Origin of the sequence: Paenibacillus alvei DSM 29 (genome assembly GCF_000293805.1) — a bacterium.
Taxonomy (GTDB): domain Bacteria; phylum Bacillota; class Bacilli; order Paenibacillales; family Paenibacillaceae; genus Paenibacillus_B; species Paenibacillus_B alvei.
The window spans coordinates 1-17,761 of sequence record NZ_AMBZ01000015.1 but is presented as its reverse complement, the minus strand read 5'-3'; the positions used below and the strand labels follow the sequence as shown (position 1 = coordinate 17,761).

The 17,761-nt window shown below is 45.4% G+C and carries 27 protein-coding genes and 1 pseudogene; all 28 read left to right on the top strand.

Annotated elements, in window-relative coordinates:
- Window position 1: 1 nt before the first annotated feature.
- Window positions 2-418 carry a YopX family protein gene (locus tag PAV_RS32900; RefSeq protein WP_005552095.1) on the top strand — a complete coding sequence of 139 codons (417 nt, stop codon included), beginning with the start codon at window positions 2-4 and terminating at the stop codon, window positions 416-418.
- Window positions 411-545, top strand: a complete 135-nt coding sequence (locus PAV_RS37090) for a hypothetical protein (protein WP_005552093.1) — start codon at window positions 411-413, stop codon at window positions 543-545. Before PAV_RS32900 ends, PAV_RS37090 begins: the two co-directional genes overlap by 8 nt.
- Window positions 538-939: a hypothetical protein gene (locus PAV_RS29510; protein ID WP_005552091.1), complete on the top strand. Its 402-nt coding sequence runs from the start codon at window positions 538-540 to the stop codon at window positions 937-939. The genes PAV_RS37090 and PAV_RS29510 overlap by 8 nt, the downstream gene beginning before the upstream one ends.
- On the top strand, window positions 936-1,166 hold the full coding sequence (locus tag PAV_RS29505) for a hypothetical protein (RefSeq protein ID WP_005552089.1): 231 nt from the start codon (window positions 936-938) through the stop codon (window positions 1,164-1,166). Before PAV_RS29510 ends, PAV_RS29505 begins: the two co-directional genes overlap by 4 nt.
- Before the next feature lie 2 nt (window positions 1,167-1,168).
- Window positions 1,169-1,630 carry an ArpU family phage packaging/lysis transcriptional regulator gene (locus PAV_RS29500; protein ID WP_005552088.1) on the top strand — a complete coding sequence of 154 codons (462 nt, stop codon included), beginning with the start codon at window positions 1,169-1,171 and terminating at the stop codon, window positions 1,628-1,630.
- A gap of 345 nt (window positions 1,631-1,975) precedes the next feature.
- Window positions 1,976-2,287: a hypothetical protein gene (locus tag PAV_RS29495; protein WP_040737285.1), complete on the top strand. Its 312-nt coding sequence runs from the start codon at window positions 1,976-1,978 to the stop codon at window positions 2,285-2,287.
- Window positions 2,284-2,712: a hypothetical protein gene (locus PAV_RS29490; protein ID WP_005552086.1), complete on the top strand. Its 429-nt coding sequence runs from the start codon at window positions 2,284-2,286 to the stop codon at window positions 2,710-2,712. The genes PAV_RS29495 and PAV_RS29490 overlap by 4 nt, the downstream gene beginning before the upstream one ends.
- Window positions 2,713-2,782: 70 nt before the next feature.
- Window positions 2,783-3,052, top strand: coding sequence for a hypothetical protein (locus tag PAV_RS29485; protein WP_005552085.1), 270 nt, complete (start codon window positions 2,783-2,785; stop codon window positions 3,050-3,052).
- A gap of 7 nt (window positions 3,053-3,059) precedes the next feature.
- The gene (locus tag PAV_RS29480) at window positions 3,060-3,395 is read left to right on the top strand and encodes an HNH endonuclease (RefSeq protein ID WP_040737297.1); all 336 of its coding nucleotides are present in this window, start codon (window positions 3,060-3,062) and stop codon (window positions 3,393-3,395) included.
- Window positions 3,396-3,677: 282 nt separating this feature from the next.
- Window positions 3,678-4,007, top strand: a complete 330-nt coding sequence (locus PAV_RS35445; RefSeq protein ID WP_005552080.1) for a P27 family phage terminase small subunit — start codon at window positions 3,678-3,680, stop codon at window positions 4,005-4,007.
- Window positions 4,004-5,679 (top strand): annotated as a pseudogene (locus tag PAV_RS29470) (terminase TerL endonuclease subunit). Before PAV_RS35445 ends, PAV_RS29470 begins: the two are co-directional and overlap by 4 nt.
- Before the next feature lie 18 nt (window positions 5,680-5,697).
- Entirely contained in the window at window positions 5,698-6,846 is a 1,149-nt protein-coding gene (locus PAV_RS29465) for a phage portal protein (RefSeq protein ID WP_005552077.1), read from the top strand.
- Entirely contained in the window at window positions 6,839-7,591 is a 753-nt protein-coding gene (locus PAV_RS29460) for a head maturation protease, ClpP-related (protein ID WP_005552075.1), read from the top strand. The genes PAV_RS29465 and PAV_RS29460 overlap by 8 nt, the downstream gene beginning before the upstream one ends.
- A 24-nt stretch (window positions 7,592-7,615) precedes the next feature.
- Window positions 7,616-8,776, top strand: coding sequence for a phage major capsid family protein (locus tag PAV_RS29455; RefSeq protein WP_005552074.1), 1,161 nt, complete (start codon window positions 7,616-7,618; stop codon window positions 8,774-8,776).
- Between the two features lie 34 nt (window positions 8,777-8,810).
- Window positions 8,811-9,122: a hypothetical protein gene (locus tag PAV_RS29450; RefSeq protein ID WP_005552072.1), complete on the top strand. Its 312-nt coding sequence runs from the start codon at window positions 8,811-8,813 to the stop codon at window positions 9,120-9,122.
- 45 nt (window positions 9,123-9,167) lie between these two features.
- Entirely contained in the window at window positions 9,168-9,413 is a 246-nt protein-coding gene (locus tag PAV_RS29445) for a hypothetical protein (RefSeq protein WP_051135247.1), read from the top strand.
- Complete coding sequence (locus PAV_RS29440) at window positions 9,406-9,774, top strand: phage head closure protein (RefSeq protein ID WP_157267391.1); 369 nt, start codon at window positions 9,406-9,408, stop codon at window positions 9,772-9,774. Before PAV_RS29445 ends, PAV_RS29440 begins: the two co-directional genes overlap by 8 nt.
- Window positions 9,767-10,162, top strand: coding sequence for an HK97-gp10 family putative phage morphogenesis protein (locus PAV_RS29435; RefSeq protein ID WP_005552067.1), 396 nt, complete (start codon window positions 9,767-9,769; stop codon window positions 10,160-10,162). The genes PAV_RS29440 and PAV_RS29435 overlap by 8 nt, the downstream gene beginning before the upstream one ends.
- Window positions 10,159-10,536 (top strand): tail completion protein gp17, encoded by a 378-nt coding sequence (gene gp17 / locus PAV_RS29430; protein WP_005552066.1) that lies wholly within the window; start codon window positions 10,159-10,161, stop codon window positions 10,534-10,536. Before PAV_RS29435 ends, gp17 begins: the two co-directional genes overlap by 4 nt.
- Window positions 10,536-10,721, top strand: a complete 186-nt coding sequence (locus PAV_RS33990; protein WP_005552064.1) for a major tail protein — start codon at window positions 10,536-10,538, stop codon at window positions 10,719-10,721. Before gp17 ends, PAV_RS33990 begins: the two co-directional genes overlap by 1 nt.
- A gap of 41 nt (window positions 10,722-10,762) precedes the next feature.
- Window positions 10,763-11,134, top strand: coding sequence for a major tail protein (locus tag PAV_RS29425; RefSeq protein ID WP_005552063.1), 372 nt, complete (start codon window positions 10,763-10,765; stop codon window positions 11,132-11,134).
- Between the two features lie 57 nt (window positions 11,135-11,191).
- Window positions 11,192-11,497: a hypothetical protein gene (locus PAV_RS29420; protein WP_005552062.1), complete on the top strand. Its 306-nt coding sequence runs from the start codon at window positions 11,192-11,194 to the stop codon at window positions 11,495-11,497.
- A gap of 62 nt (window positions 11,498-11,559) precedes the next feature.
- Window positions 11,560-11,721, top strand: a complete 162-nt coding sequence (locus PAV_RS35440; protein ID WP_167549053.1) for a hypothetical protein — start codon at window positions 11,560-11,562, stop codon at window positions 11,719-11,721.
- 18 nt (window positions 11,722-11,739) lie between these two features.
- A complete protein-coding gene (locus PAV_RS32895; protein WP_005552061.1) occupies window positions 11,740-14,412 on the top strand; it encodes a phage tail tape measure protein in 2,673 nt (890 codons plus the stop codon).
- Entirely contained in the window at window positions 14,363-14,839 is a 477-nt protein-coding gene (locus tag PAV_RS29410) for a hypothetical protein (RefSeq protein WP_005552060.1), read from the top strand. The genes PAV_RS32895 and PAV_RS29410 overlap by 50 nt, the downstream gene beginning before the upstream one ends.
- Entirely contained in the window at window positions 14,791-16,143 is a 1,353-nt protein-coding gene (locus tag PAV_RS29405; protein ID WP_005552059.1) for a hypothetical protein, read from the top strand. The genes PAV_RS29410 and PAV_RS29405 overlap by 49 nt, the downstream gene beginning before the upstream one ends.
- 11 nt (window positions 16,144-16,154) lie before the next feature.
- The gene (locus tag PAV_RS29400; protein WP_005545855.1) at window positions 16,155-17,006 is read left to right on the top strand and encodes a distal tail protein Dit; all 852 of its coding nucleotides are present in this window, start codon (window positions 16,155-16,157) and stop codon (window positions 17,004-17,006) included.
- 10 nt (window positions 17,007-17,016) lie between these two features.
- Window positions 17,017-17,679: a hypothetical protein gene (locus PAV_RS29395; protein WP_005545857.1), complete on the top strand. Its 663-nt coding sequence runs from the start codon at window positions 17,017-17,019 to the stop codon at window positions 17,677-17,679.
- Window positions 17,680-17,761 lie beyond the last annotated feature (82 nt).

Here is a 17,761-nt window from a genome sequence, read left to right as displayed (position 1 = left end):
GATGAGTAGACAAATCAAGTTCAGAGCGTGGGACGTTTTCAAAGAGCAGATGGATTATGAGGTGTTTCTTGATCCGAACGGAAAGGTAGCAGCCTTCAGTCCGCTATGGGGATTTTACGTCCGGGGCAATTCGGATGATGAAATGAAGTTGATGCAATTCACAGGGCTGCATGACCGCAATGGGCAGGAGATATATGAGGGTGATATCTTCCCCAGCGGAGCAAGAACAAGAGGGGAAGTCACCATTATCTGCTACGATTCGCGACAAGCAAAATTCAAGGCTGTGCCATTTGGATTATACAAATGTAATGCAGGAAACGGTGGTTGGACTGGATTCGATGTAAATCCATTAAGTGAAGTTATAGGCAACATATACGAACACCCTCACCTGCTGAAAGGAGAAGGGGCACATGTATGACTGGCTAGAATGGCCGTTGGTATTCGTAGGATTGGCATTCCTGGCACATGGATTCAATTTCGTAACAATCAATAAGCATGAACATAAACACTATCACGGACGGGAAGGAGATAGTAAGGATGCCTGAAACAACACAGCAACCAGCAAGAGACTGGCAAGATGATTGGATGCTTGTTAAGAATTTGGAGCTTGAAACACTACGTAGCCGGGAACCAGGTGTCATATATCTATCGGCGGAAAGGGAGGAGGAACGCCTTGGTTACTGGCTACAGCAGTATCGTATCAAGGCGGAATGTTACGACGAACTGAAAGAACAACTGGCACGGATCAACTGCGATTACCACGCGCTAAAGGCCAACTTTTTGAAGCTCCGGGAAGAGTGTGGAGCCGAGAAGAAACGAGCGGACGAAGTGAAAGACATCATCCTTGATGCCATAGGCACGTTAGCTATGCGTGGAAATAAAGAAGATGCCGACCGAATAGCGGACAAACTCAGAAACGTTGGAGCTGACAAGCTATGAACAAAATAACTGCTAAGACACATTGGGTATGGACGGATAGAGCAGCCGAAACATGGGACAACCGGTATAAAGGGCAGCAGCGCGTAGCTGGGCAGCCGATTAAATGCGTGGCGGAAGATTCAAGAGAAGTAGAACCTGCTTGGCTGCTACGCGGTTATGTCATAGATGCATCGGATTATATATCAGAGGATGGCCAGATGGACTTATACGAGCTATTGGAGGGATGAGAATGGGACAACTCTCAATGTTCAAACTGGATGAGAAGGAGACATGGCGGCGCGTTGAGGAACGGTTGGAATCAGCGAGACTATACAAACGATTCGGTTTCATACGGCGCGAGGCAAAGGTAACGGCAGTATACAGCGACATGCCGCGAAGCAATACCAATGTTACCTCAGACCAGACCGCAGATATAGCCATGCATAACGTAGACCGCGAAGAAGAGATACAAAGAGAGTATGAACAGACTATGCGTGCAGTCGGGCGACTGGCTAGGCGGCAGCGTCTCATCATAGAAAAAAGATACCTGGATGACGAGTATGTAACGGATGTTAGCGTATATACGGATCTTTACATGTCGGAACGAACCTATTATTATGCCAAGTCCAAAGCAATGTACAGGTTAGCTTTTGCGCTAAGGCTAGAGGCATTCGAAGAGGACAAGCCGACAAAATCTAAAGATTGCGGATAAAAACGTTGCAGACTTTTTGCAGGATTCTTGCAGGTCATTAGGAAAAACCAATGTAAGATAGTAATATAGACGCAAAGGGAAACACGATGACGCGCGGGTAACAACTCCGGGTACGGACGCAGAATGTAGCGATATACCGTACACTTCCGGTGGAAACCGCGCAGCGTCTAATTAACTTGTTATTTATAACCTTCCTCCATAGCCGCTCCTTAGGGGGCGGTACTTTTATTTGCACTAATATCCTGATGGATGGAATAAAACCACGGGATAACATCCAATAAATTTGCACTTTATTACAAGTCGCTCTAACGAGCGGCTTTTTATTATGTCTGAAAGGGTGAGGATATGAACGGTATAACAGCAACGTGTGACGCTGGGTGTGGTGAACAATTCATTGCAACAGATTTCAAGCAGGCCGATATGGGAAACGGGATAGAGAAGATATATCTCACATGTACGCACTGCGGTAAGGAGTATGTTGCATTCTATTCGGACGACGAAGTAAAGAAATTGCAGCAAAAGGTCAGGAACATACAGCGGCAGTTCGCGAATCCGAGTGCAGATCACCGTGCTGTGGAACGGATGGAGGCAAAGGAACAGGCAAAAATCAAAGCACGTATGGACGAGCTACGGGAAAGGATTGAGGGCGAAGCATGAAACACTGTCCAGTATGCGGTCATAATTACGAAGGTATTAAGAGGAATAACGGAAAAGAGTATTGCTGCAGTCCGAATCATCATCACGGAACATATCACGGGTTATTGAAAGATAAGGAAGTAGATTGGGGGGCGACAATTCCAATCATCGAAAGGGCGCTAGGTTTTGAACTTCACCAGTGGCAACGAGAGTATTTGATAACGGGGGCATATAACAAGTTCGGAAGAGTGAGCGGCAGAACCACTGCTTACTGCATCAAGCTTGCGCTTACTTATCAAGGTGGGCCAATAAGAATCAAGGATATTGATAAACTTCATGATGGAGAATACGGAACCCAATACCATAGATGGTTTAATCGCTTCTTCCTTAGTATTTGGGAATGTCTCAAAGATGCAGGACTTCCAGTTATGGAGGTTCGTAACTAGGCGCTTTAAATTAAACAAACAAACTTCCATCTGATAAGGAAGTCAAGAATCAATACGAGGAGGATAACAAATGCAAGTAACAGGATTGAATATGACATTGTTTGTATCGCGAAAGGAATTGACTAATGCCAAGCAAGGCGGTTCAACGATGATTGCTTCTAACATTAAGACAAAGGATGCTGTTTACCAGGTAAACATACCGGTAGATGCATGCGACATTCTCGACGATGAAGTGAGAGTAAATCTGTCTATGGTTAGAAAGAACCTTGAAGAAGCTGGACGAGTCATGGGAGAGGCTATGGCAGCGGAACTACATAAGGTATTCGCAGCTCTTGGCTAAACAGATGATGAAAGAATACAAAACAATCGAACAGAAACGGAAGTTCTATGACAGCCAAGATTGGAAACAGATGAGAGAAGAGGTTAAGAAGCGCGACAATTTCGAGTGCCAGGAATGTAAGCGCAATGGCTATGTCAGTATTGATACGAATGAGTATAGCGAGAGCGCCAAGCGAAAGAAGATACAGTTGGTTGTCCATCACATAAAGGAACTAGAACATCATCCAGAGTTAGCTCTTGATATAGACAACCTAGAGACAGTGTGCGTAGCTTGCCATAACAAAGAGCATGGTCGCGTGTTCGAGAAGAACATTAACAAGTGGCAGCATGATGAAAAATGGTGAAGGAGGTCGGAGTAGATGAAGAGTAAACGATTGACATACTATTGCCTCGATGAATCTTGTGAATTCGAAGAGACAACGAACAAGGTTCGTGATGGATTGAAGTGTCCTAAATGCGGTGGGCCGACAAGCGTTAGACCAGCAACACCCCCCCGGTCAAAAGTTTTGCAAAATCTCTAGCCTAGGGCACCGGAGATGGGAGTGTTTTGTCGAGTTTTTTCGATTTTTTCGTGCGTATAAAGAATTGGGGATAAATGTAAATTTTGATGAAAGGGGGAGATTTGGTTGTCTGCTGTTGACAGGGGGAAATTAAGGAAGAAAATTGAGAACGAACTGAAAAAACAATTGAAAGCAAACGGCATAAATGCCGATTACCTCAAGGACATGGTGAGCGATTATATGTCATTGTGGGATTTAAAAAACGAATTACTGGACGATATCAAAGCGAATGGAATCAAGGTTTCTGGAATGCATGGGCCAAAATCGAACCCAGCGATCAATGATTTACACAAGACCAATGATCGTATGATTAAGATACTGGACGCATTAAATTTGAATGTGCCAAAAGTGGAAATCAGCGCTTCTGGGAATGGATCGAAAAGTGATTTAATATGATCCGTCAAAAATATGTCGATGAATATATAGCTCTTTACCGAGCTGGAAAGATAAAATTTAATGAGGAACGAGAGCTATTAATTGAATATTTGGAGCGGGATGTTTTATCGCGTCCAGACGTATTTTTCGATAACGAAATGATCGAGAACTGCATTCGGTTTGCAGAAAAGTGGTATTTTCCACTTCAACCATTCCAAAAGTTCTTGATAGCTTTCGTTTTTTTATTTTTCAAGGACAGCAGCAGAGTGTTTTACAGAAAGTTTCTGTGGATGATGGGGCGCGGCGGCGGTAAGAATGGGCTGATCACAGTTGTATGTCATTTTCTGATTAGTGAGTTACATGGTATCCGTGAGTACAACATATCTGTTATAGCCAATTCAGAAGAACAGGCTAAAACGTCAGTCGAAGAAGCGGCAAAGACGATCAAACGAGAACCTACGCTGCTAAAACACTTTAAACCTACAGCCATGCAAGTGCTATCCAAAAAGACGGATAGCATTTTTAAGTTCCGCACTTCAAACGGAAACACAAAAGACGGACTCCGTGACGGGGCTGTTGTTTTTGACGAGATTCACTATTTCGAAACAAATGTCGATGTTCGAGTACACATATCTGGATTAGGTAAGAAGAAGAATCCACGTGAATTTTACATTGGCACAGATGGCTATGTACGAGATGGTTTCCTAGACAAGCTCAAGGAAAAAGCGAAGAAGGTACTCAAGGGCGAGGCTAGGGTCAATTCGGTATTCCCGTTTATCTGCAAACTCAACGATGAAAAAGAAGTAGATGATCCGGACTTATGGGAACTTGCCAATCCCATGTTAAGTGAGCCTAGAAATGAGTACGCACAGGGGTTATTCGACACCGTCAAGGAAGAATACGAAGACCTCGCGGACGATCCGTCTAACCGAGAAGAGTTTATGACAAAGCGCATGAACTTACCTCTGACAGACTTGGAACGTTCCGTAGCCAAGTGGAAAGAGATCGAAGCGACTAACCAGGCAATGCCTAATCTCGAAGGCAATGAATGCATTGGCTGCTTAGATTTTGCGCAGATACGAGATTTTGCATCTGTGGGGCTTGTCTTCAAGTACGACGGCAAGGTTCCCTTCATAACTCACTCATTCGCTCGCAAGGAGTTCGTAGATAAGTATTACGGGTATTCCATGCGAGAGGTAGAGACTAAGCAGAAATTTGCCCCTATCAAGGAATGGGAAAGCAAGGGGCTCCTAACTGTCTTAAACGAGGAAATGATCAACTTTGAACACATAGTGAATTGGTTTGTTGATATGCGAATGAAATATAACATTAAAAAGATCATAGGTGATAACTATCGCATGGAAATGCTTAAGCCAATGCTTGAGGCGGTAGGGTTTGAGGTCGAGGTGATCCGAAGACCAGAGGCTATACACGGACTGTTGGCCCCACGTATCGAAATGTATTTTTCGAAGCGAATGTTTATATGGGGCGATAATCCTTTAATGCGCTGGTACACCAATAACGTGCTGGTGACGATCAAAAAAGATGGTAACAAGGTATACGGAAAAAAGAGCCGATCAGAAGGAAGACAGACGGATTCCAAGCACTGGTGTGTGGCTTATACCGATTTGAAGAACTGAATGAAAGCGATGTATCAGATTCACTTGACGTACTTGATTCCTTGGATTTTTAGAAGGGGGGGAGAAACAGAATGGGCTTTCTTGATAGCGTTTTTAAACGGAATAGTGAGCTAGAGTCATTATTCGACCTTGATCTATTTTACGACACTTCAACACGATCATACCTAAAGAAGCTGGCTCTTGAGACCTGTATTAATTTTATTGGTAGAACAATAAGCGTGAGTGAATTTAGAATCATCGAGGATAAGAAAAGAATTCGTGATGATTGGGATTACTTACTTAATGTTCGCCCAAACACAGATCAATCCGCGGCAGATTTTTGGCAGCAGTTCATATATCGCTTAATTTACGATAACGAAGTATTAGTTGTTCTATCCGATACAAACGACCTCTTGATTGCAGATAGTTTTGAACGCGAAGAATACGCGGTCTATCCCGATATCTTTAGGAACGTGACTGTAAAAGACTACACATTCAAACGCATTTTTCACATGAATGAAGTCATTTACATGACCTACAACAACGAAAAGCTGTCCCTATTCATGGACGGTATATTCGAAGATTATTCGGATCTATTTACTAGAATGATTGAAACACAGAAGTTGAGCAATCAAATTCGAGGTACAGTGTCAATTGATTCGATGCAATCACTTGATGATGAACAGAAGACGAAATTACAAAAATTCATCGACAGATTATTCAAATCATTTAAGAAGAATGTAATAGCCCTTGTGCCAAAGTTGAAAGGTTTTGATTATAACGAGGTCAACGATGGATCAAATAACGGGAAGTCAGTCGAAGAGCTCGGGAAGTTAAAGCGCGATTTGACAGATGATGTTGCCAATATTTTAGGCATACCAAATTCTCTTATTCACGGAGATATGTCAGAATATGAAACGGCAATTAAGGCGTATATCAAGTTTTGTATAAGACCACTCATTAAAAAGATTAAGGATGAATTAAACGCAAAAATCATTGAAAAAGCCGACTATGTGAAAGGAAAAAGAATTGAAGTTTATGGGGTCGCAGAAATGGACCCACTAGAAGTGGCTAATGCAGTAGACAAATTACGTGCAAGTGGAACCTATAACGGAAATGAAATTCGTAAAAAGTTAGGGGATGAAGCAGTGGACAACCCGATATTGGAAGAGTATGTACTGACGAAAAATTATGAATCTGCTGCTACAACCGGGAAAGGGGGTGAAACGAACAATGAGTAGAATTACAAAGCAGGACTACTTCAAGACATTTAAAAATCAATCATATTTTGAGCAGTTACAAAAAATTGAACGTAAATTCGAGTCGTTCCGCAACGATGCGACTAATACGACTGAGTTCACGATCTACGGTATCATAGGGGATTCATGGTGGGAGGATTCAGTGTCAGCATCCGACATTGATAATGCCCTGAAAACTGTTAATGGCGATATTACTATCAATTTGAATAGTCCTGGTGGTGATGCTTTCGATGGAATCACGATTTACAATCGTCTAAAGAAGCATGATGGTAAAGTAACCATCAATGTTGACGGTTGGGCTTGCTCTGCTGCATCTGTCATTGCCATGGCTGCAGATGAATTAGTCATGGGATTGGGATCTATGTTGATGATCCACGAAGCCAGTTCATTTGTCTGGGGAACCAAGACTGATATGCGAAAAGAAGCGGGTGTACTGGACGAACTTGAAGAGGGCATCATTGATATCTACATGACTAAGTCAAATATCAGCCGCGAAGAAATTCGTAACATGGTGGACGCTGAAACTTGGTTCAGTGCTCAAAAAGCGATTGATATTGGATTTGCAACATCTATAGCAAATGCAGCAACCGGCAGTAAAGATGATGAAATTACGCAGCTCAAAGCACAACTGAATTCGATGCAGAGTGAGCTGTATAAATTGAAAAATCAATCCAAAAACGAAGATCCGAAACCCGTAGTAACAGCGGGAACGCGGATCTTTTTTTAATTTCAATTATGGAGGTCATTGATTATGACAATGAAACTGAATGGCAAGATGGAGAATTTTGAAGAAAAGAAAGCGGCCTACATGAATCTGGTTAAAGAGGGTGCAGACGCTGAAAAGCAAGCCACAGCGTGGAACGAAATGCAGGATGCACTTGTTGGTGATTTAACCGATAAGATCACATCTCAAGTACGAAATGAGAATATTGACAGTCAGATTCTATCGGCGAGAGGCCAAAACGTTCTAACCTCAGAAGAGAAAAAATTCTTCAATCAAGTCATTGCTTCTGGAGGGTTTGCGGAAGATTCCATCCTTCCAATTACTACACAAGAGCGTGTTTTTGAGGAACTGAAAACAGAGCATCCTCTGTTGGAAGCGGTTGGACTGCTAGACTTAGGCGCGGTTACACGTTTTATCTACGCAGATCCAGCAAAAACATATGCTTGGGGCAATTTGTTTGGTGAAATCAAAGGGCAAGTTGGTTCCGCGTTCCGTGAGGAACAGATTGGACACTTAAAATTGACAGCATTCGCGGTTATTCCTAAAGACATGTTGGAGCTTGGACCAGAGTGGGTTGAGCGTTATGTTCGAACACTTTTGATTGAAAGTTATTCTGTAGGACTTGAATACGGATTAATAAATGGTCGCGGGCCAGCCCAAAGTGAACCGATTGGATTGATTAAAGATGTAGATGCACAGACGGGCGCGGTAACAGATAAAAAATCGTCTGGCACGCTTACTTTTGCACCTTCCCAACACGGAACAGTGGTTGCGGGTGAATTGCATGATGTGATTCAAGCATTGACTACCGACGCAAAAGGGAAAGCTCGCAAAGTGTTAAACAAGGTAGTTATGGTTGTGAATCCAGTAGATGCAATCAGCGTTCAATTTCGAAACACGATTCAAACTGATAATGGACAGTGGGTTACAGCGCTGCCCTACAACGTTAAAATTGTCGAATCGGAAGAAATTCCTAATAAGAAAGCATTATTCTTTGTTCAGGGCCAATATATTGCTGCACTTGCTGGCGGGTATAAAGCAAACAAATTCGATCAGACACTCGCAATCGAAGACGCAATGCTCTATACAATCAAACAGTTTGCAAATGGTAAACCGAAAGACAACAAGGCAGCGTTGCTTTATGACTTAGATATCAAATTCGGGAGCGGGACAGTACCAAACCCGTAAGTTAGGTATTAAATAAAGCAAAGGAGTTGTAGCTATGGTTTTACAGGCGAAGGTAGTCAATCGGTTTAAAGCTGAAGAACATGACGGCCATGTTTACCAGCCGGGAGATATTTACCCGGCAGAAGGATTCGAAGCAAACGCTGAACGTGTTGCTTTCCTGTCTAAAGTGCATCCCAAATACGGTGTAATGTTCCTGACCGTTAGCCAAGAAATTGAGGAGGATGCAAGCGGCGGAGGTGAGGAGTTCCCTAAACACGTTGGTGGCGGAATGTACGAGCTTTCTAATGGCGAAAAAGTAAAGGGGAAGAAAGAAGCAATTGAAGCGGAGAAAGCCTTAAAGGAGTGATGTGAGTTGATCACACCTGATATCCTGCAAGAATTCAAGGATCGTATGCACTTGGACGATGATGAAGACGGGAACCTAACGAGGATTCTAAGAGCTTCGCACGAGGATTTGGCGAGGATTTGCGGGAAGTACGATATCCACACTCATGAAGTGTTCAAAGAACTAATATTCGAGCGCTCCCGTTATGCGTATAACGATGCGCTCGAATTTTTTTACAACAATTTTCAGACGCAGATCACAAACTTGAACCTTGGCAAAGCGCTTGAGTCAATCCAGATAGAAGGTGAGTAGATTGCAAACATTTAAGTACAACCAGAAATTGAATTCTGGAAGGCTGAATAGGCGAATCGTTATTCAAGAAAAAGTTTTTTCTGAGAACGAGTCAGGATACCCGTCACCAAATCCGTCATGGGAAGAAGTTACAACTGTATGGGCTTCGCGTGAACCGCTTAGAGGACGAGAATTCTTTGCGGCCGCTGCTGTACAGTATGAGAAAACGATAAGATTCAAAATTCGGTACCGAGAAGATATTAAAGCAGGCATGCGAGTGTTAGAGAAAGGCCGCATATATGACATATACGCGGTTCTTGACGATCTCAAAGGTGATCGTTCCGAAACGCATCTCATGACTACGGAGAGGGACGATGTCTAAGGGGCGGGTCGAGTTGCAAGGTATCAATGAAATGCTGCAGGCGATACGATCCAGATTGGGCGCGGGCGCGGCGCGGTTGGAGAACAAGGCTCTTCAAGAAGGCGGCGAGATCATAGCCGAGGCTCAACGGGAAAAGGTAGCCGTGTCCGATAGGGCAAGTCTTCACATGCGAGACGATATCAAAGTGTCACGAGTTCGGAGGCAAGACGGAGTAAAGTTTGTCCTGATTGGCCCCGGCAAGGAAACTGGATGGCGTGCCCACTTCCTAGAATTCGGAACAAAGAAGACACCGGCACAACCTTTCATATATCCTGCCTTCCATGAACAAAAGGCCGCAGTGGAACAGCATATGATTCGGGAATTTCAAAGAGGGGTGAGGGATGGGTGATCAACCTTAAACCCAAGGTATTGCAAGCGCTGAGGAATAATGCGGCGCTTGTTTCTATTTTAGGCGGCGCTAAAGTGTGGCCGGAGGTGGTTCCCGAAAATCCCAAGAAGCCAATTACAGTCCCTTATTTGACTTTCTTCGAATTGACAAACTTCGATGGGAACTATGCCGAAGATCAAGCTACGACCAGCGAAATACACTATCAAGTTGACGTATGGAGCGGGTCAGATACAGGCCCTGCAACTATAGAAGTTAACCGCACGATGGAGCAACTGGGATTCGTTCGTACCGGGGCAATTGATAGGTACGAGAAAGAAACGAAGACATACCACAAGGTATTGAGATACAAGACTATTACAAGGAGTGATTTTTAATGGCCGTACAAAATAACAACATTACGGTTCCGGTGGGGTTGCAAGATATCTACTATGCTGTATTAACCAAGGATGATGCCACTGGAGCCACGTATGGTGTACCGAAAAAAATTAGTGCTGCAATCCAGGCAAATGTGACACCTTCCGTTAACTCCGCAACATTATTCGGTGATGATGGCCGGTAGTTACTGCGAATGCACTTGGGGAAATCGCTGTTGAAATCGGCGTGGCGGATCTTCCATTTACCATTCAGGCTGAATTGCTAGGTTCCAAACTTAATGATAAAGGGTTGTTAATCGATAATGCAGATGATCAGGCCCCAGAGGTAGCTCTAGGATTCCGTAGAAGCATGAGCGACGGATCTTTCCGGTATACTTGGCTGCTGAAAGGGAAATTCAAGCTTCCAACGGAAGAGGCTAAGACAAAAGAAGGGACACCTGCTTTCCAAACGCCTACTATTACAGGTACCTTTTTAAAGCGCCAATTCGACGGAAACTGGAGATTTAGAGCAGATAGTAATGATCCAGTAAGTGCCGCGCTGGTCGCCTCTTGGTTTAAAGAGGTGCCAAGCGCTGAAGCAGCACCAACAAAACCATAATATCTAATTGACGAGGGGGCAAACTGCCCTCTCTTTTTAATTTAGGAGGGATATTTGATGTCAAACCCAATGCGAATTAACAAAGTACCAATCACGCTCGATAGAGAGCGCTCAATCGTGTTTGACCTGAACGCCTTTTGTGCGCTCGAAGAAAAGTTTGGGTCTGAGAAAAAAGCCGTTGAGGAGTTAGCAACTGGATCATTAAAAGCAGTGCGCACGTTCCTTTGGGCTGGTTTGATCCACGAGGACGAGTTACTTTCAGAAAAACAAGTCGGAAGCATGATATCCGCTCAGAACATACAGGAGATTGCGGAGCAACTCCTACTTGCAGCGTCCGGTAGTCTACCCGAAGCAAAAAACTAGATTCCCAGTCCACAGCCGCCACTAATGAGCAAGAAGGCTGGGACTGGGCTTGGTTGCATTACATGGGCACAGTCTTGCTCAACAAAGGTGAAGATGAATTTTGGCATACAACACCGCGAAGTTTATTCGCATCATGGGAAATTCATAAGAAGGTGAACGGGCTGGATAACGCAACACCTGACCGGGTAGCAGCGCCTGCGGGCTATATAGACCAATTCATTTGACGGGAGGTGAGACGAAAAATGTCAGAAATCGAAGTTGCCAATCTAGTCACGAAACTATCAATGGAAGATACGGGCGTAGAAACTTCGATGGCTGCACTTGGGCGGCAGATGAAGGCCGTTCAAAGCGAGTTCCAAGCCGCATCAAGCAAGCTTGGAGAACATGCCAACTCTCAGGAAGGTTTGAAACTCAAAGCCGATGCCCTTTCACGGCAGATGGACATCCAAGCACAGAAAATATTACAGCTCAAGCGTAAGCATGATGAGGCTGTCGCAGCCAAAGGACGGGATGCTCGCGAGACTCAGAACTTAGAAAGGCAATTAAACCGAGCGACAACGCAATATAACCGAATGCATCATGAGTTGCAGTCCACGACAGCAGATATTGCAAAGCAAGCAGATGCATGGAACAAGTTATCCGGCACACTTGATGCGGCTGCGCGGAAACTTGAAGCGGTCGGTGCAGCATTGACAAAAGCAGGGGCAAGCCTTTCTATGCTGATTACGGCACCGCTGGCGGCTGCTGGCGGGGCAGCACTAAAGGCATCCGTTGACTATGAGACGGCATTTACAGGGGTCAGGAAGACAGTAGACGCGACGGAAGAGGAACTTGCTAAGTTTAGCCATGGTATCAGAGACATGTCCAAGGAAATACCTGCTGCAGCGACAGAAATTGCAAAGGTCGCTGAATCAGCGGGGCAGCTCGGAATTAAAAATGAAGCCCTGATGGGCTTCACACGTACCATAACAGATATGGGCGTGGCCACAAACATGGCAAGCGATGAGGCTGCAACTGCACTCGCGCGGCTCGCAAACATCACGCAGATGCCGCAGAAAAACTTCGACAGATTGGGTTCGACAGTGGTTGCTCTTGGAAACAACCTCGCTACGACTGAAAGTGAGATTGTCGAAATGGGGCTGCGTCTTGCTGGTGCAGGGCATCAGATCGGATTGACCGAGGCGCAGATTCTTTCATTCGCAGGTTCTCTCTCAAGCGTAGGTATAGAAGCAGAAGCGGGTGGTTCAGCCTTTTCCCGTGTGATGATCGACATGGCAATGGCTGCACAAACCGGCGGCAAATCATTGGACAACTTTGCCTTAGTCGCTGGCATGACTTCAGCACAGTTCAAAGAGACCTTCCAACGCGACGCGTCACAGGCGTTGATTGCGTTTGTTGAAGGCTTGGGGCGCATGTCAAAGGCGGGGGAAAATACATTCCTTATGCTAGACAAGCTCGGTCTGAGTGAAATCCGTGTCCGGGATACATTGCTTCGTGCATCTGGAGCGGGAGACCTCTTTAGAAACAGTATGGAAGTCGGAACGAAGGCGTGGGCCGAGAATATCGCCCTGACAAAAGAGGCTGAGACACGCTACGAGACGACCGCCAGTAAGATACAGATTCTTCGAAACAAAATAAATGACTCTGCCATTACTATGGGGGATGCTCTCGTGCCGGCGCTTCTGGCCGTCTTTGAGAGTTTGCAACCGGTAATTGATAAGATTGCAGAAACAGCTCAGTGGTTCGCGCAACTCGACACTGGCACACAAAAACAAATACTTGGATGGGCGGCGTTCGCAGCGGCATTAGGGCCTGCCCTGCTAGTATTGGGTCAGTTAGCATTTGCTATATCCAATCTCATACCGGTGATAAAGGCGCTTGGTGCGTCCATGATATGGCTAATGACCAACCCTATCGGACTGATCATTACCGGCATAGGCGCAGCAATCGGGGTCTTTTTCGCAATCAAAAATAGCATGAATGAGGCAGAAGAGGCTACGCGTCAATTAGCCCAGGCACAGGAAGAATTGCAGTGGATACAGCAGAACGGCATAAATCGTGAAGAAGTAGCAGCGACCGAAGAGAAAATCACTAAGCTGAATGAGCTTATTGACACGTATAAAAAGCTAATTGAAGTTGCTGCAGAGTCCGATGCTGCGAAAACTGGAAATAATGTTGGAGCGCTGCAAGCTGCTGCTGACAAGTTAGGTGTAAAGCTCCAAGAAGTGGACGAAGATGCCAAGAAATTTGGTGTCACGTTGGAATATGTAGACGACAATGGAAAGCTTACAGCTAAATCAATGGGTCAGTTGAAAGATACCTTGAACATTTATTCAAAAGCCGTCAAGGACGCGAATAGGGAAACAACAGCAGAACTGAACCAAAAGGCCGAGGGAATAGCTCGTAGAAAGCAAGAGCTAACATCAGTTGAAAATCTCTTGAAGACATATAAGAACGCCAAAAAAGGAACGCAGGAGTGGACAGGCGCACAGAATCAACTTGCTAATATGTTCCCTCATTTGAACACCGCCACTGGGCTTAACGCCAAGGCGGTAGAAGGGCTCTTGCTAGTTAAGAAGCAAGAGATTGAGGCTGATTGGCAAAGCATCCAGGTTAAAGCGCGTGAGGCACTTCAAGAAAAGAAAACAGCAATTGCGAAGCAGGAAGCAGCAATCGCAATTGCTGAATCGATCACCAAAATAGCGGGATCTTCTGGGCTTGCCGAAAAAGCAATCAAGGCTATGAATGATCAGCTCACTCGTCTTCGAGGCGAGGCGGCAAGTCTGCAGGAATTGATAAATATTAAACCGGAGGATATCAAACTTCCTCCTATCGTCGTCCCACCGATTCCAAAGGTCCCAACTGGTGACGACGATAAAAAGGAAAAAAGAAAAAGAGAAGAAAGAGGCATATGAAAATAAGCCTCTGCAGGAGGCATACAAGTTTCTTGAACATAAGAAACGACTCGACCAATTGTCACTCGAAAGCGAGTTAAGCATGCTTGAAAAGATAAAAGCCAAGCATGTTAAAACAGCCGAAGAGCGCATGGAAATAGAGGAACGACTACATGAGGTTCGAAAAGCACTCGGAGACAGCGCCCTCGAAAAAGCATTGAAGGACTACGAGCGGTCTAAGGCTCTGAACAAGCTCAATGAAAATGACGAGATCATTAGGCTGCAAGCGATCAAGAAGAAGTATGTAGATTCAGCCGAGGAACGCGAGCGTATCGACGATATGATCTTTGAGGCTCAACAGCGCAAGGTTGAGGCTGAAAAAAGATTCGTACAGATGCGGTGGAATATACGAAGCAGCAGTTACAGGCCGCAGCGGAGGATCGTATAGCTCGTGAGAAATTAACGGCGGAGGAAGAGAAGAATCTTCGTCAAAAGCTTCTCAACGATCAAATTTGGATCAACAAGAACTATCTCGAAAAGGTCAAGGCTGACTCTCGCTATACTGCTGCTGAAAAACGCGAAATTGAACGTCAAGTCACAGAAGAGATCCGCAAGGCAACAAACGAGCGTTTGCAACTGGAAAGCAAGTATCAGGAGGAAGTGCGGAAGCAAGCGCAGGAAAAGCAGAAACAACAAATAGACGACATCAACAAGCTGTCACAGGGCATTCAGTCCGCTCTTCGTGAGAAATACCAAGCTGAGAAGAAAGCGGAAGAGGACCGGATAAGGGATTCTCTAGCCGCTAACGAGAAGTGGAAGAAAGATCAACTCGAAATCGTAAAGTCAATGTATGACAGTCGCATCAAGGAGGCTGAAAAGTCGGCTGCTGCAGAAATTGCAGCAATCGAAAGTGTTCTGAATGCCCAAGTCCAAGCTATTCAAGATGAACTCGCCGCCCTTGAACAAGGTGAAAAGCAGAAAACACGAGCAGAGCTGGACGAAGAGGATCGAAAGAAAATTGAGCGGTTAAAGGCTAAGCAAGAATACGAGCCTTTAGAGTTCAACCGGCTTCAAATCCAGAAAGAAATAAACAAGATTATGGCCGAGCAAGAAAAGCGACATCAGCAAGAGCAACTCTCAGACAAGAAGGACGCTTTGAAGGAAGAGGAAAAGAGCCTGCGCGATAAGTTGAAAGAAGAAACCGACCGTATCAAGCAACAGCTTGCTGAGAAAAAGGAAATGATGCAACAAGACCGTGATTTTGAAATAGAACGCATAAATCAAATCGCGGAAGCGAACAAAGTTGCTATGGATCAACAGCTTGCGGCAACTCAGGAGCATTACAACCAACTGTTATCGGCCAAGAATTTGCAGGCTGAAGCTGAGAAGATGATTGTCCAGAATCAGCAAGAGGACATTATTGAATTGCTAAAGGGTTTCGGCGACTCGTACAACATCACGGGGCAAACGCTCGGGGAAAAAATGTACAAAGGGTTCGCAGATAAAGTAAGTCAGATCCAGACGCTGATCGATAACATCAACCGACAAATCGATTCAGCAAGAAGTGCAGCTGTATCAGCTCTTAGCTCGGTATCTTCGGGGAGATCGTCAGGGAGCGGATCATCTGGCAGCAAGTCAGATCCCGAACCAGTTCGCGGTACTGTTTTTTCGGTCACGAACAACTTCAATACTCCTGTTACAAGTCCTAGCGACATTTCACGGGCTAACCGCAAGCTTGCACAGATGCTTTAGGGGGTGATTCCGTGCAGATACTCAAGTACACAAACGACCGAGGCGAGAGCATCACCTTCGGATCGTCAGGGCCATTCATTCTGACAACCGTTGAGGGATTAGGTGGAGCGGATGCCGAAATCTACAAGACTCGAAGCCCGTATCAAGACGGTTCCAGCGTTTCCCGCGTTGCGATCAATGACCGCATGATCACCCTTCGCGGGGCGATCATCGCTAAAAATCAAGAGGAAATGTACATGCTACGTCGCCAGCTGTCACGGGTGCTAAATCCGCAGGCTGGCGGTAAATTGGTGTACAAGAATGACTTTAAAAGTTATACGATCGGCGCAATAGCCGACGAAGGTCCAATATGGGGAGAAAGGCACGTGAGCCACCAGTTGTTCAACGTGTCTTTTTTATGCCCAGATCCATTCCTATTGGACGAATTCGAGGAAAGCCAAGTCATTGCGACCTGGATCGGTGGCATGACATTTCCGCTCGTACTCCCCACGATCTTTGCGGAGAGTGGGCCAAAAACGATAAACATAGTGAATAACGGGGATGTGGATACTCCTATCCGTTGCGAGTTTAGAGGGCCAGCCGGAAACCCGCGCCTAACGAATCGAACAACAGGTGAGTATATCCAGATTAACCGTCGACTGCTCGCATCCGATAAGTTGATAGTCACAACGGAATTCGGCAATAAGCGGGTAGAAGTGGAGGATGCAGCTGGCAATCGTACCAACGTGCTGTATTGGATCGACTACGGCAGCAGCTTCTGGTGGTTGCGGGTAGGAGACAACATAGTTTCATATACGAGTGATGACGAAGTGGAGCCTGCATCCGTCATAATCAGTTATCGTAATAGATACAACGGGGCATAGGAGGGGGATTATGGAGAAATATAGGTTTTTCAACTCGACGGCAGATGATCGGCGGGAGTATCTGGCGAGCGACTTCGCCGAATACTTCAACCGATTTCTATCAGATGGATTGTATACAGAGAATGGGAATGTAGGGTTGCGAGTCGTGCCGGGATCCGGGCTTGGTATCGTCGTCCACACGGGTTACGCCTTCATCCGGGGGTATATGTATCACAATGATGCAGAACTTCCGAAAGCGTTAGCTCAATCTGACACAATGTTAGATCGAATCGATAGGATTGTTTTACGCTGGGACGAACCAGCGCGGAAAATTAGTGTAGTTGTAAAAAAGGGCGAATTTTCGAGTACGCCAGTCGTTCCAGGTTTGGAAATCACAAAGACTGTTAAGGAGTTAGGGCTTGCGCAGGTTCGCATCCGAAAAGGGGCGACGAGCATCGCGGCAGGAGACATTACGGACGAGCGTCTGACAGCAGCGTGTGGGCTTGTATCGAGCCTTATTGATATTCCCGTCCAAGAAATGTGGCGGGTTTGGAACGGCTCCCTCGATCAAATAAAGGATGCGTGGGACAAATGGTTCGGGAGCATTCAAAACAAAACGGGGCTACGCGTTATGATCGGCCCGACAGAGCCGCCGGACATCGTTGCCGGTGATCTATGGCTAAAGGTGATGTGATATGCAAGCCATACGAATAATCGACACAAGCTTTAATCTCTTGGGGGAGATCGACAACTATGAAAGCCTTCAATTCATAAGG

Bases quoted from the DNA above. Each gene is read 5' to 3' on its own strand.
- PAV_RS29500 (WP_005552088.1), top strand. From the start codon at position 1,169: ATGGGACAACTCTCAATGTTCAAACTGGATGAGAAGGAGACATGGCGG.
- PAV_RS29455 (WP_005552074.1), top strand. From the start codon at position 7,616: ATGACAATGAAACTGAATGGCAAGATGGAGAATTTTGAAGAAAAGAAA.
- PAV_RS29460 (WP_005552075.1), top strand. From the start codon at position 6,839: ATGAGTAGAATTACAAAGCAGGACTACTTCAAGACATTTAAAAATCAA.
- PAV_RS29445 (WP_051135247.1), top strand. From the start codon at position 9,168: ATGCACTTGGACGATGATGAAGACGGGAACCTAACGAGGATTCTAAGA.
- PAV_RS29495 (WP_040737285.1), top strand. From the start codon at position 1,976: ATGAACGGTATAACAGCAACGTGTGACGCTGGGTGTGGTGAACAATTC.
- PAV_RS29450 (WP_005552072.1), top strand. From the start codon at position 8,811: ATGGTTTTACAGGCGAAGGTAGTCAATCGGTTTAAAGCTGAAGAACAT.
- PAV_RS29435 (WP_005552067.1), top strand. From the start codon at position 9,767: ATGTCTAAGGGGCGGGTCGAGTTGCAAGGTATCAATGAAATGCTGCAG.
- PAV_RS29490 (WP_005552086.1), top strand. From the start codon at position 2,284: ATGAAACACTGTCCAGTATGCGGTCATAATTACGAAGGTATTAAGAGG.
- PAV_RS35440 (WP_167549053.1), top strand. From the start codon at position 11,560: ATGGGCACAGTCTTGCTCAACAAAGGTGAAGATGAATTTTGGCATACA.
- PAV_RS29485 (WP_005552085.1), top strand. From the start codon at position 2,783: ATGCAAGTAACAGGATTGAATATGACATTGTTTGTATCGCGAAAGGAA.
- PAV_RS29480 (WP_040737297.1), top strand. From the start codon at position 3,060: ATGAAAGAATACAAAACAATCGAACAGAAACGGAAGTTCTATGACAGC.
- PAV_RS29505 (WP_005552089.1), top strand. From the start codon at position 936: ATGAACAAAATAACTGCTAAGACACATTGGGTATGGACGGATAGAGCA.
- PAV_RS29420 (WP_005552062.1), top strand. From the start codon at position 11,192: ATGTCAAACCCAATGCGAATTAACAAAGTACCAATCACGCTCGATAGA.
- PAV_RS32895 (WP_005552061.1), top strand. From the start codon at position 11,740: ATGTCAGAAATCGAAGTTGCCAATCTAGTCACGAAACTATCAATGGAA.
- PAV_RS33990 (WP_005552064.1), top strand. From the start codon at position 10,536: ATGGCCGTACAAAATAACAACATTACGGTTCCGGTGGGGTTGCAAGAT.
- PAV_RS29395 (WP_005545857.1), top strand. From the start codon at position 17,017: ATGGAGAAATATAGGTTTTTCAACTCGACGGCAGATGATCGGCGGGAG.
- PAV_RS32900 (WP_005552095.1), top strand. From the start codon at position 2: ATGAGTAGACAAATCAAGTTCAGAGCGTGGGACGTTTTCAAAGAGCAG.
- PAV_RS29465 (WP_005552077.1), top strand. From the start codon at position 5,698: ATGGGCTTTCTTGATAGCGTTTTTAAACGGAATAGTGAGCTAGAGTCA.
- PAV_RS29510 (WP_005552091.1), top strand. From the start codon at position 538: ATGCCTGAAACAACACAGCAACCAGCAAGAGACTGGCAAGATGATTGG.
- PAV_RS37090 (WP_005552093.1), top strand. From the start codon at position 411: ATGTATGACTGGCTAGAATGGCCGTTGGTATTCGTAGGATTGGCATTC.